The 11262-nt window shown below is 45.2% G+C and carries 12 protein-coding genes; 6 read left to right on the top strand and 6 right to left on the bottom strand.

Annotated features, from left to right (window positions below):
• Positions 1–635 (bottom strand): cobalamin-dependent protein (locus tag WC615_RS20195; RefSeq protein ID WP_372979869.1); only part of this gene is annotated, 635 nt, incomplete at its 3' end.
• Positions 636–816: 181 nt separating this feature from the next.
• Here WC615_RS20195 and WC615_RS20190 point away from each other — a divergent pair.
• A complete protein-coding gene (locus tag WC615_RS20190; RefSeq protein ID WP_372979868.1) occupies positions 817–1197 on the top strand; it encodes a hypothetical protein in 381 nt (126 codons plus the stop codon).
• Between the two features lies 1 nt (position 1198).
• On the opposite strand, the gene WC615_RS20185 is transcribed toward WC615_RS20190, so the two are convergent.
• Complete coding sequence (locus WC615_RS20185) at positions 1199–1411, bottom strand: hypothetical protein (RefSeq protein ID WP_372979867.1); 213 nt, start codon at positions 1409–1411, stop codon at positions 1199–1201.
• Positions 1412–1490: 79 nt separating this feature from the next.
• Here WC615_RS20185 and WC615_RS20180 point away from each other — a divergent pair, with 79 nt between their 5' ends.
• On the top strand, positions 1491–1790 hold the full coding sequence (locus tag WC615_RS20180) for a hypothetical protein (protein ID WP_372979866.1): 300 nt from the start codon (positions 1491–1493) through the stop codon (positions 1788–1790).
• Positions 1791–1816: 26 nt separating this feature from the next.
• Here the strand turns inward: WC615_RS20180 and WC615_RS20175 are convergent, their stop codons facing one another.
• The 3 genes from WC615_RS20175 to porV all read right to left on the bottom strand — a co-directional run bounded on the left by WC615_RS20175 (position 1817) and on the right by porV (position 4777).
• A complete protein-coding gene (locus tag WC615_RS20175) occupies positions 1817–3043 on the bottom strand; it encodes a PA2928 family protein (RefSeq protein ID WP_372979865.1) in 1227 nt (408 codons plus the stop codon).
• A 76-nt stretch (positions 3044–3119) separates the two neighbouring features.
• Complete coding sequence (gene ispF / locus WC615_RS20170) at positions 3120–3602, bottom strand: 2-C-methyl-D-erythritol 2,4-cyclodiphosphate synthase (protein ID WP_372979864.1); 483 nt, start codon at positions 3600–3602, stop codon at positions 3120–3122.
• Complete coding sequence (gene porV / locus WC615_RS20165) at positions 3602–4777, bottom strand: type IX secretion system outer membrane channel protein PorV (RefSeq protein ID WP_372979863.1); 1176 nt, start codon at positions 4775–4777, stop codon at positions 3602–3604. The genes ispF and porV overlap by 1 nt, the downstream gene beginning before the upstream one ends.
• 196 nt (positions 4778–4973) lie before the next feature.
• Here porV and WC615_RS20160 point away from each other — a divergent pair, with 196 nt between their 5' ends.
• From WC615_RS20160 to WC615_RS20145, 4 genes are all read left to right on the top strand, one after another.
• Positions 4974–6626: an SUMF1/EgtB/PvdO family nonheme iron enzyme gene (locus WC615_RS20160; protein WP_372979862.1), complete on the top strand. Its 1653-nt coding sequence runs from the start codon at positions 4974–4976 to the stop codon at positions 6624–6626.
• Between the two features lie 243 nt (positions 6627–6869).
• Positions 6870–7343 (top strand): ribonuclease H-like YkuK family protein, encoded by a 474-nt coding sequence (locus tag WC615_RS20155; protein WP_372979861.1) that lies wholly within the window; start codon positions 6870–6872, stop codon positions 7341–7343.
• 557 nt (positions 7344–7900) lie between these two features.
• Positions 7901–8743 (top strand): sulfurtransferase, encoded by an 843-nt coding sequence (locus WC615_RS20150; RefSeq protein ID WP_372979860.1) that lies wholly within the window; start codon positions 7901–7903, stop codon positions 8741–8743.
• Positions 8744–8888: 145 nt separating this feature from the next.
• A complete protein-coding gene (locus WC615_RS20145) occupies positions 8889–9356 on the top strand; it encodes a hypothetical protein (RefSeq protein ID WP_372979859.1) in 468 nt (155 codons plus the stop codon).
• Between the two features lie 147 nt (positions 9357–9503).
• Here WC615_RS20145 and WC615_RS20140 read toward each other — a convergent pair.
• A partial coding sequence (locus WC615_RS20140) for a tetratricopeptide repeat protein (RefSeq protein WP_372979858.1) occupies positions 9504–11262 on the bottom strand: 1759 nt, incomplete at its 5' end.

Below are 11262 nucleotides of genomic sequence, written 5' to 3'. Positions count from 1 at the left end.
AAAAAACGGCGGACAATCTCGTCCACCAAACTTGATTTACCTGAACCACCTGTACCGGTGATGCCGAGCACAGGTGTGGTGTGTGTAGAATGAAGAGTAGGGAGGGATTTTGGGTGCCCCAGTTCGGCAGCGGTTATAAGCCTTGCTATCGCTCCTTTATCTTTTATAGTTTGTGCTCCATTTATAACGTCTGGCGTCAAAAAGTCGCACTCTTGCATCATGTGGTTTATCATACCCTGCAGTCCCATGGTGCGGCCATCATCTGGCGAATAGATCTTGCAAATGCCGTAGGCCTGTAGCTGTGCTATTTCATCAGGCAGGAAAACCCCGCCGCCGCCACCAAAAAGCTTGATGTGCCCGGCGCCGCGCTCCTGCAGCAGATCGTACATGTACTTAAAGTACTCTACGTGCCCGCCCTGGTAGCTGGTAATGGCAATGCCCTGTACATCCTCCTGTATGGCGCAGTTCACAATCTCATCAACGCTACGGTTATGGCCCAGGTGTATTACCTCGGCACCTGTGCTTTGCAAAATGCGGCGCATAATGTTTATGGTAGCGTCGTGCCCGTCAAACAACGAGGCAGCGGTAACCATGCGGATCTTGTATTTGGATTTATAAGGAGCAATGCTTTCCATGCAGGCGTATAATTGTTAAACCACAAAATTAATGATTTTAGATAACTATGCATGCATAATAGTTTGTTGAGAAAGCGGCTGATATAACAAGCCGAGTACAATGGTAAATAACCAGCCACGACGATTAAACCCGCAGGTGCTTAACTACTCCAACACGCAGAATACTAACCAAATTACAACTATGAAAAAACTATTACTGCTTGCTGCCATAGCCCTGCTGCCCTGCCTGGCAATGGCACAAACCGAAACTGCTGCTGATGCACAAACTACTGTTAAAGCACCTGCCGAAGAATACTGTATTATTAGCACCCACAAGGGTATATTTGAGCGGACCATATGTATAGATGTTGACAGGGGACAAGGCCCTGAGGTTGACAAGCGCCTGCGTGATAATAGTGGTAGAGAGATGCGCTTTAATAACCTGGCCGATGCCCTTAATTACATGGCCCAAGAAGGATGGTTATATATAAACACTATAAAAACAAGTAATGGAGATGACCCAGATTACCTGATGCGCCGCCTTGTACAGGCCAATAAGCCGGATGAATTAAAGGGCAGGTAAACTACTCTTCCTCTTCGGCGGAGTTGAGGCGCTTATTCCGAAGATAAAAAGCGATAATGAGCAGTACCGCGGCCGTTATGGATACGTAAAGCAATTTATCCTGCGGGATCAAATTAGGGAATAAAGAAGTACCCCTAACTAACACAACAAGCAGCAATAAGGCAAGGCCTAATGCCCTAAATATGGTTTCGGGGGTGAATGTATTTTTATTCATATTGAGAGTGGGCGGCTTAAGCACGGCAATATAGCAAAGCTGTGTAATTCGGTGTATATTCTTTTTGTATATTTAACCAGTGTTAGCGCATCTTATATATCACAAAGGTAAAGGTCGATGGGTAATGGCGGTGCCACTTATATGTGGCATAGTGCTTTTTAGTATTTGTGATATTGCAGGTGTAGATACAAAATTTGCACGGCCGGCTTGTTTCTTTTTATCGGCCGCTATTATATGGTTTGTAGATGCGGGGCATCACTTGATACTTTATGGTAAGAATAGCAACAAAGGTCAAAACACTCTTTATTGGATCGATATGAAATATTGGGCTATCCTGTTGGCGTTAGCCGGAGCTATTTCTTTGGCGGCAATCAATTAGTGTTAAAGCTGGCCATGATCTGCGTTCTATTTTATCTCATACGTTGTCATGCTGCCATTCGTCAAATCAATACAAAGCATCTTTTTCATCCGCTGCACATACTTACCTGCGGGCTGCCCCATCAGGTATAATTTATGGTTATCAGGATGCTGATAAACCAGGTTAACATCAGCAAGGTTGGTACTCATCTCCCAAAGCTTTTTACCATTGGGTTGTATGGAAGCGAGCAAAATAGCAGCTGTGTTTTCTGTAGAGGCTTTATGCGCCAGCAGCAAGCCGCCGTTTTTTAATGATATAGGGGCATAACCGTTATTGCCTGCCAATAGCTTAAAGGTAGGGTTATCAGCAAGCGAATCAGCCGGTTGCTGATAATTTTGCAGAGGGTTAACCAAAAAACCACCGTTGATGTAAACCGCGCTGTTTATTTTATTCCACTTACCGGCTGCTTGCCCCGCCGCGTAGCTATATAAGGTCTTCCGTACCGAAGGCTTGTTTAACCGAGATAATGCCGCCTCTATAGAGTTGTTGGTTTGCAAGGCGGCCAGATCCCTCTCATCCAGCAAGGCCAGTGTGGATCTGTCTGTATGATAAGCGGAGATAACCAAATTGTCATAACGGGGCTCGGGGCGATCTTTAAAGTATTGTTCCGAAGCATTATTGATAACGGCTGTTTTTAAGGTATTGCCATCTATGCTATAAAAAAGTCCATCGTTGCCTTTTATCAGTACGGCTTGCAGCGAATCATTATAAGTATAAGAATCGTGGCGATAATAGGCGCTTAGCGGCTCCCTGCTCATTTTGCTTTTCAGGTTTTCAAAATGATCGTTTTGCGCTATCACTTTTCCTGTTTGCTTATCTATCACATAGAGGTCATTTCGCCAAAAGAATAAATATCTGGCCGATTGGCCTAACAGCGCTGCCTCGCCAGTATTCTGGTCGCGGCTGTTTTTGGCATCCAGATCAATACGCCAGAGCCTTTTACCACTCTCCACATCAATCCCTTCAGCATATGTTTCATCGGATTTGTAGCTAATCGTTACGCCCGATTCATAGGTGATCACGGTTGCCATTACTACCCGGCCATCGTTTTTATAAAACACCGCATCTGGCTGGGCATAGGTAGCTACCCCATCATTTAGGATACTCCTGATCACAAAAAAGAATATAACACCAATAGCGATCAGCAATAAAAGAACCCTGCGTACAATGGGGGACCGCCACAGATGCCCGGGAGTGAAGTTGTATTGTTGCATAGGCATTTATTAACAATAACGATGGTAGTTACTATTTGTTTAACCTGCCTAATCAGGAAAGGAACTTATTGGGTGCCTACACCCTTTCTATCAAACAAACAGCGTAAGCTACAACGCCTTCCTCGCGGCCTATAAAGCCCAGCTTTTCGTTGGTGGTGGCTTTGATGGAGATATCGTCAACATCTATCCCGGCGGCTTTGGCAATGTTGGCCTGCATGGCGGGGATGTGCGGGTTTATTTTGGGTGCCTCCAGGCAAACCATAGCATCTATATTGCCTATCTGCCAGTTCTTTTCGGCCAGCAGGGCTACTACATGCTGTAACAGTATCAGGCTGCTGATGCCTTTCCAGCGATCGTCGGTGTTTGAGAAATGGAAGCCAATATCGCGCAGGTTAGCGGCGCCTAAAAGGGCATCGCAAATGGCGTGTAATAGTACGTCGGCATCAGAGTGGCCGTAAGCGCCGGCGGTGTGTTCTAAATTTACGCCGCCTAATATAAACGGATGGTTTTGTTTGAGCTGATGTACATCAAACCCAAAGCCTACTTTAATTTTAGCCATTATTTTTTAGATGCGTTGTTGGTGCCGCCAAAACTGGCCGATAAGGTAAATCGCAGCGTATTGGCAAGCGGGCTGTTCTGCTGGCTGGCCATCAAGTACGAAAAATCAAACTGAAAGATGTTGTATTTTAAACCGAAGCCCGCGGTAGCATAGTGCCTGCCGCCTTTATTGGGGTTCTCGTAAAAATAACCGGCCCTTATAGCCAAAAGGTTGTTGTAAGAGTATTCTAATCCCGGCGAAAAGCTCAGCTCTTTCAATTCTTCGCTAAAGCCGCCCGGTGCATCACCAAATGATTGGAAGATACCCGCAGGTACCGATACATCATCGTTTTTGCCTGATATAATGTTACCGCTATTATCGCGGATGGGTGGGGTTGGAACCAAAAGTTTGTTTACATCAAAAGCAACGGTAAACTTACTCACATCATCAAGCGACCACGTGTTGGCCACGCCCAGTTTTAAATTGGCAGGCAAAAAGTAGCTTGGCCCCGTGCTGGTGTAGCTTATTTTGTTACCTATGTTAGAAATATTGGTACCGAAGGCAAAAAGGGAACCATCGCCATAAGGTTTTTGATAGAACAGCGATACGCCTGCGGATACAGCGTTACCCGCCTTGTTTTGCTGGCCCGAGCCTGATACAAAGGCCCCGTTGCTAAAATTAGAGTAGATATAACGCATGGTTAAACCCAATGAAAAGTTTTCGCCAAACTTACGGGCAAATGAGGCATCGATCGAGAACTCGCTGGGTTTATAAAGGCCCTGGTCGGTTTGGTTTGCATCGATCAATTGTATCGACCCCAAATTAAAGTAGCGTAATGATGCGCCGAAGGTGTTGCGGTCGTCAATTTTATGTGCGTAGCTTAAATAGGCCAGGCTTACATCGGGCACCAGGTGCCTTAACCATGGGCTGTATGATAAGGCTACGTTATCATTATCTTCTAAAAAAGCCAGTTTTGCGGGGTTCCAGTAATTAGCATTAACATCCGAGGATATGGCCACACCGGCATCGCCCATGGCGCCCGAGCGAGAATCGGGTGAGATGTTTAAAAACGGTACCGCAGTAGGTATTGCGTTAACACCGCTTCCGCTTGTAGTGGTTGTGCTTTGCGCCGCCGCAAAAGCAGGCAGCGCAAGTAAAAAATATACACTAAGGCTTTTAAGGCTCAAAAACTTCATTGGGTGCAATTTAGGTTTATTATTTAAAAATAATAAATAAGCATACGGAATTATTAATGTTAATATGCAAGTAGTTTGAGCTAAACCGTTAATAGTTTAAATTATTGTAACTTGGTGCATAAAATATACGTTTAAATAAGCTTAAGGTTTATAATCGTTTTTTTTTAAATTTACCTCCAAATATATTTTGCAAAATATGAAAGTACTTACTAATACTGCTTTAGTGATGTTGGGTTTAGGTGTAATGCTTAGCAGCTGCAGTAAAAAACAGCAATCGCAAAAAACAGGTTTAGCATATAACGACAGGACAAACGGTGGTTATTTACGCTACAGGCAAAGCCATCCCTCACCGGGCCCCGGCCTTGTACCTATTGAGGGCGGTACATTTGTTTTAGGTGGGAGCGCTGACCAGGATGTTGCTTACGAATACAATAATGCACGCCGCAGGGTAACTGTGCCTTCTTTTTATATGGATGAGACTGAGGTATCTAACCAGGATTGGCTGGATTACCTGCACTGGATAAACATTACCTTCCCTAATGATAATGAGCTTTATTACAATGCCCTGCCCGATACACTGGTATGGCGGAAACCTTTATCATACAATGAACCTTATGTAGATAACTACCTCCGCCACCCGGCGTTTCAGGATTACCCTGTTGTAGGTGTTACGTGGGAACAGGCACAAGAATATTGCGTATGGCGTACCGACCGCACCAACGAAAATATTTTACGCGAACGCGGTAACCTGGTTACCTGGAAAGACAAAGCAGGAGGCAAAAATGGTGCACCAGCAGGCAATGCGCAGCAGGAACCGTTCAACACAGATATTTATTTGAATGGTCAGATAAAAGGCCAGGGTGTTGACGGTAAAAAAATGATAACCGACCTAAACCCTAATGCTGCGCCTAACGGTACCGGTAAAAATGGACGCGCGGTAAGGCCTGCACGTTTAGAGGACGGTATTTTAAAACAAGGATATCGCTTACCGTCGGAAGCGGAGTGGGAATATGCTGCTTTGGCACTTGCAGGTAACACACAGTTCGAGAATATTAACGATGGCCGGGTTTACCCATGGGATGGCCTTGGCGTACGTTCACCCAAAAAAAATACACGTGGTTTAATACTGGCCAACTTTAAACGCGGCGCCGGCGATAACGCAGGTGTTGGCGGTGGTTTGAATGATAAGGCCATTATTACCGCACCTGTACGTTCATACCAGCCAAATGATTTTGGTTTGTATAACATGGCAGGTAACGTTAACGAGTGGGTTGCCGATACTTATCGCCAAACATCGTTTGAAGAGATGGACGATCTGAACCCGTTCCGCGGTAACGAGTTTACAAACAAACGCCTTGCCGACCCTACAAAGGGCCTTTATGCAAAGGATAAATACGGCCGCCCTATTAAAGACCCTGCAAAATCTGACAAGAAATTAAAATACAGCGATATGATAGCCCAGCAGCAGGCACAAGCTAATCAGCCAAATGCGGCTAATAGCGCTCAGCCAAATGCGGGTGCTGTTACAGCAAATGCCGGCGGTGTAAAAGACCCGCTTGCAGGTAAAGCTTATACCAATGATTACAGGGGCTATGGCGACTCGGTAAATAACAGCCTTTATGGTACCACCACTTTGGTTAACAATCATTCAAAGGTTTACAAAGGCGGTTCATGGAACGATCTGTCGTACTGGTTAAACCCGGCAACACGCCGTTTTATGAACCAGGATGATGCAAGTGCCGAAGTTGGTTTCCGTTGCGCCATGACCATGGTTGGTGCGCCTGAGATATATCCGCAGGGCAAACCACATATCCCGGTTAAAAAGGCCAAAAATTACAAGGCCCGCTAAACAAGATCCAATTACACCTAATATAAGCCGTTACCTGAAAAGGAAGCGGCTTTTTTGTTGGAACCCCAACCCTTCTCCGTACCACGCAATCACCTTTCCTTAATTGTAATTACCTAACCTGTTAATATTCAGTGAAATGTTAACAAATAAATTACTGCATATTAACGTTTATAAAATAGTTAATCGCTTATTTTTATAGACCTATAAAACGGGTCGCATAAAATAACCTTAAAAACGATTTTTATGACCTGGAGAAAATTTAGTGGTGAGGTGATCCAAACACCCATTTTAGAGGAAGTAGAAGCAGCGATTGAACGGGAAGCCAACCTTGGTAATAAACTAAAAGTTTGTATCGGTACAGATTCGCAGGTAAAGGGCGCGGTTACCGATTTTGCTACGGTAATTGTTTTTATCCGCGAACAGCGTGGGGCATTTATGTTTATCCACCAGGAACGTACCTCGCAAAAAATGAGCATTAAAGAGCGCATGCTTTACGAGGTACAAAAATCTATCGACATTGCCTACAAACTTTGCGACCTGCTCGACCTGTATGATGTAGGCCTGGAAGTACATGCCGATATCAACACCAACCCCATGTTTAAAAGTAACGCCGCCCTGCACGAAGCCATGGGCTACATCCTGAGTATGGGTTTTGTGTTTAAGGCCAAACCCGAAGCTTTTGCAAGTTCGTGCTGTGCTAATAAAATGGTGCAGTAATTTGCTGTTGGCAGCTTGTTCCATTTTTAAAATGGAACAAACGGGACAAGTGGAACATGTTGTAAATGAGTTACTTGATACTGACAAGATTTTGTCAGTAGTTAAATGAAAACTTTTTAGTTTTGTTTTTATATGCTCATATACAGCATTTTATGAAATTTCGGTTTTGTCTCACTTTTTGTGGGAACGAGACAAAAAATTACCGGCAGACAGGCGCCTTATTTTCGCCTTTTTTCGCCCTTGGTCCGCCCTTTTTAGTGCGAATTATTTACCGTAAATAGAATCTTTGTTTTTATATAAATAATTGATTATTAAGTATTTGTTGTTTTTGGGCTTGTTCCGTTTTTTCCCGAATGGGACAAAACGGAACGGGGGGGGGCGATTTGGGGTTGAAATGCTTACCATACCTTGTCGTTTACTGCGTTTGCCCGGAATGGTACTTACTCAGGATTTTATTTGTGCCGGGCTTTTTTTAACTTGCCTGCAATAAGTGACGGGTAAGAGTGGGAAGGTTTCCACCTAACCTCTAATCACTAATTAACTAATCACTAACAATCATGTCTCCACTTATTGAAATTACCGACCCGAGGGTTTTTGACCCCGCAACCATATTGATAGATGTACGTGCAGGCGCAAACGCGCACGAGCGTTACCTGGCAGGCCACCTGCCTAATGCTATTTTAGCCACGCTGGATGACGACCTGGCTTCGCACCCTGCCGATGCTGCTATTGGCGGCAGGCACCCTTTGCCATCCTTAAAAGATTTTGCCGCTACCTTATCCCGCTGGGGCGTAACCCCCAATAGCCATGTGGTGGTTTATGATGATAAAAATGCGGCCATGGGCGGCGCCCGCCTTTGGTGGATGCTGCGTTCGATAGGGCATGCCAGCGTACAGGTGCTTAATGGCGGTTTAAAGGCCGCTACTGATGAAGGTGTGGAATTGAGTGCCGATGATTATAAACCTGCCGCAGCGGGGCTGTATCCAATCCCTGAGCAGTACCAGCATACGGTAGATATTGAAGAAGTAAAGGCCGCTGCCAAAGCCGACGACCGCGTGGTGATCGATGTGCGCGAAGGGCAGCGTTACCTGGGCCATACCGAGCCGCTTGATTTGGTTGCCGGCCATATACCGGGCGCTGTAAACCTTTTTTACAGCAACAGCCTGTCGCCCGAAGGGAAGTATCTTACATCGCAGGCGTTGGCAACCCTTTACAAGGATACCATTGGTGATATTAAGCCCGAAAATGTGATTGTGCATTGCGGATCGGGTGTTACGGCCTGCCATACTTTACTGGGTATGGAGCACGCCGGCATTACCGGGCCAAAGCTTTACGTAGGCTCATGGAGTGAGTGGAGCCGCCGCGACCTGCCTATAGCTACTGAGGCAAACGGATTATAATTGTTTTATTGCTTGATTGTTGAATTGTTCGAACACTTTGCCGTCAGTCAACAATATAGCCATCAAACAATTCAACAATAATCCTCCCCAACAATAATTTATACCCAACAGTATAACAATTGCCCATACTACCTGTTAACCCATCGTGAAAACATACGCTTTAAAGTTTAAACAGAATATTCCCATTAGTTTGGATGAGGCCTGGGACTTTTTTTCTTCGCCATTAAATCTGGAGAAGATAACACCGGCCGATATGCGGTTTGTGGTAACCTCAGATTATAATGCCGATACAAAGATGTATGCGGGGATGATCATCACCTACAAAATTTCGCCGCTGGCAGGCATCAAACTAAACTGGATGACCGAAATAACCCATGTGCAGGATAAGCAATATTTTGTAGACGAGCAGCGCTTTGGGCCATACGCGCTGTGGCATCACCAGCACCACTTTAAAGAGATAGCCGGCGGTGTAGAAATGACCGATATCCTTAATTATGCCATCCCCTTTGGTATTGTAGGCCGGTTTACCAATAAGGTGTATGTGGGTAAAAAGGTAAAAGATATATTTGATTACCGCGTAAAAGCTGTTGAAGAGTTGTTTGGGAAGATGTAGTTACCTCTCCCCACGCGTCATTGCGAGGTACGAAGCAATCTCCCGATAGACAATGGCGCATGCAAAGCGTTAATGTATAGTTCTGAGATTGCTTCGTACCTCGCAATGACGCGCGGTGTAAAAGTCGCACGGCGTGGAGTTAAACCGCTACTTACAATACATTTTAGCCAGCGCAACAGCTGCTTTTGATCCCAACGCTATAGCCTGTTTAAAATCGGCACAGGCACCTGTTGCATCTTTCATGTTAAGCTTTGCCTGGCCGCGCAGGTTATACACCTCGTCGTTTTTAGGCTCCAGTTTAACTGCGTAGTTTAGATCGGCGTTGGCGCGTTCGGTATCGCCTAAAAAGCTGCGGGCTAAACCACGTTGGGCAAATACAATGTTGTTATCCAGGTCTATAAACAAAATGGTATTGTAATCATCTACAGCCCCCTGGTAGTTCTTCATAGCCATCCGTATTTTAGCCCTGATGATGTAAGGCTCTTCGGCACCTTCGTGTATTTTAATGGCTTTGGCTATATCAGCCAGGGCACCTGTATTATCTTTCAGATCAAACTTTGCGCTGCCCCGGTTACTATACGCATCTACCGATGCGGTATCCAGCTTTATGGCGGTGTTATAATCTAAAATGGCACCGTTAGGGTCGCCCATGCCTTGTTTAGCCGTGCCACGGCCTACATAAAAGGCAGCCATCTTGGGGTTCTTGGTTATCAGCTCATTAAATATGGGTAAGCCTTCGGTATAAAAACCACCCTTTATCATAGCATGTACCATGCGGGCATAAAAGTTATCATCGTCGGTACCAATATCTGCTATCTTTTTAAAATCGGCTAAAGCGCCGGGCCTGTCACCTGCTTTTAAACGGGTGTTTGCGCGCCTTAAGCGTGTTTCTACATTACCGGGCTGTATGTCTAACGATTTGGTGTAGTTTTTAAGCGCTGTGTCGTAATCTTTACGGTCGGTTGCTATGTTGCCCAGTAGTACGTATGAGTAATCGTTATTGGGGTTCATTTTAATGCCCAGGTTTAAATCGGCCAGGGCGGTGGTCGTATCCTTTAGTTCAAGTTTAGCTCTCGCCCGGGTGATGTAGGCATAGCTGTTTTTAGCATCCAGTTTAATGGCATTATCCGCATCTTCTTTTGAGCCGTCGTAATCCTTGTCGTCCAGTTTCATATCCGCCCGGTGTTGGTAAGCTTCAGCGCTGGGCTTTAAATCTATCGATTTATCAAAATCAGCCATTGCACCCTCCCTATCATTGAGATTATACTTTACGATGCCGTCATACAGGTAAAGTTCAGCATTGTTAGGGTCCTGCTTTATGGCCTGGCTAAAATATTCAAGCGCACCTTTTTTATCGTTATTATTACTTAACGCGTTTGCCAGGTACTGATATAAGTTTGGCATTTTAGGGTTAAGGGTGATGGTTTTTTTATAGTCGGCAATGGCGGCGCTATAATTTTTAAGGTTGCCGTATGCGTTGCCGCGATAAAACAGCGCTTCGGCGTTTTTAGGGTTAAGTGCAAGGGCCGCGGTATAATCGGCAATGGCGCCTTTAAAATTACCGGTGTTGCCTTTTGCGTTAGCGCGGTAATAGATCAGGTCGGAGTTTTTTGGATCAAGGGCAGCGGCTTTGTCGTAATCTTCAATAGCACCATCATTATCTTTCAGGTTGCTTTTGGCTACACCCCGGTACTCATATAACGATGGGTCTTTAGGGTCTAAAGCGATAGCTTTGGTAAAATCTTCCACCGCTCCGGCATGGTCGCCAAGGCTGCCTTTTGCATTGGCCCTGTAGTGGTACATATCCGCATTGGGGGCTAAAGCAATGGCTTTGGTAATATCAGTTATGGCATCGGCATATTTTTGCTGCGCGTTGTTTGCGTTACCGCGATAAAAGTAAGCGAAG

Origin of the sequence: Mucilaginibacter sp. (genome assembly GCF_041663085.1) — a bacterium.
Taxonomy (GTDB): Bacteria; Bacteroidota; Bacteroidia; order Sphingobacteriales; family Sphingobacteriaceae; genus Mucilaginibacter.
Note: the sequence above shows the minus strand (reverse complement) of the source record. Positions and strands in the feature narration are given on the sequence as shown.

Bases quoted from the DNA above. Each gene is read 5' to 3' on its own strand.
- WC615_RS20155 (WP_372979861.1), top strand. From the start codon at position 6,870: ATGACCTGGAGAAAATTTAGTGGTGAGGTGATCCAAACACCCATTTTA.
- porV (WP_372979863.1), bottom strand. From the start codon at position 4,777: ATGAAGTTTTTGAGCCTTAAAAGCCTTAGTGTATATTTTTTACTTGCG.
- WC615_RS20175 (WP_372979865.1), bottom strand. From the start codon at position 3,043: ATGCAACAATACAACTTCACTCCCGGGCATCTGTGGCGGTCCCCCATT.
- WC615_RS20190 (WP_372979868.1), top strand. From the start codon at position 817: ATGAAAAAACTATTACTGCTTGCTGCCATAGCCCTGCTGCCCTGCCTG.
- WC615_RS20160 (WP_372979862.1), top strand. From the start codon at position 4,974: ATGAAAGTACTTACTAATACTGCTTTAGTGATGTTGGGTTTAGGTGTA.
- WC615_RS20185 (WP_372979867.1), bottom strand. From the start codon at position 1,411: ATGAATAAAAATACATTCACCCCCGAAACCATATTTAGGGCATTAGGC.
- ispF (WP_372979864.1), bottom strand. From the start codon at position 3,602: ATGGCTAAAATTAAAGTAGGCTTTGGGTTTGATGTACATCAGCTCAAA.
- WC615_RS20150 (WP_372979860.1), top strand. From the start codon at position 7,901: ATGTCTCCACTTATTGAAATTACCGACCCGAGGGTTTTTGACCCCGCA.